Consider the following 570-nt stretch of genomic DNA (forward strand, 5'->3'; position numbering starts at 1 on the left):
CGATGACCGGCCGGAGAATCTGCTGGCGCTGGAGGCCATCCTCTCTGCGCTCGATCAGACACTGGTCCGGGCATCGTCAGGGGAGGAGGCGCTCAAAGCGCTGCTCACGGACGACTTCGCGGTCATTCTGCTGGACGTCCAGATGCCGGGCATGGACGGTTTCGAGACCGCCGCGCACATCAAGCGGCGGGAGCGGACCCGGGACATCCCGATCATCTTCCTCACCGCGATCAACCACGGTCCGCACCACACCTTCCGCGGCTACGCGGCCGGTGCGGTGGACTACATCTCCAAGCCGTTCGACCCGTGGGTGCTGCGCGCCAAGGTCTCGGTCTTCGTCGAGCTGTACATGAAGAACTGCAAGCTCCGCGAGCAGGCCGCTCTGCTGCGGCTCCAGTTGGAGGGCGACGGCCACGCGGGCGGCGAGCACGAGAAGGAGCCGGCCGGTCTGCTGGCCGAGCTCTCCGCGCGGCTCGCGGCGGTCGAGGAGCAGGCGGAAGCGCTCTCCAAGCAGCTCGACGACGAATCGGCCGACGCCGCGGCGGTCGCCACCGCCGCCCATCTCGAACG

The 570-nt window shown here is 68.6% G+C and carries 1 protein-coding gene; it reads left to right on the forward strand.

What is annotated here, in order from left to right; genetic code table 11:
- Positions 1–570: response regulator (locus AB0C16_RS40305; protein WP_357691446.1), on the forward strand; the 570-nt coding region annotated here is incomplete at both ends.

This window comes from Nonomuraea sp. NPDC048916, assembly GCF_040649575.1.
In the GTDB taxonomy this organism is placed as follows: Bacteria; Actinomycetota; Actinomycetes; order Streptosporangiales; family Streptosporangiaceae; genus Nonomuraea.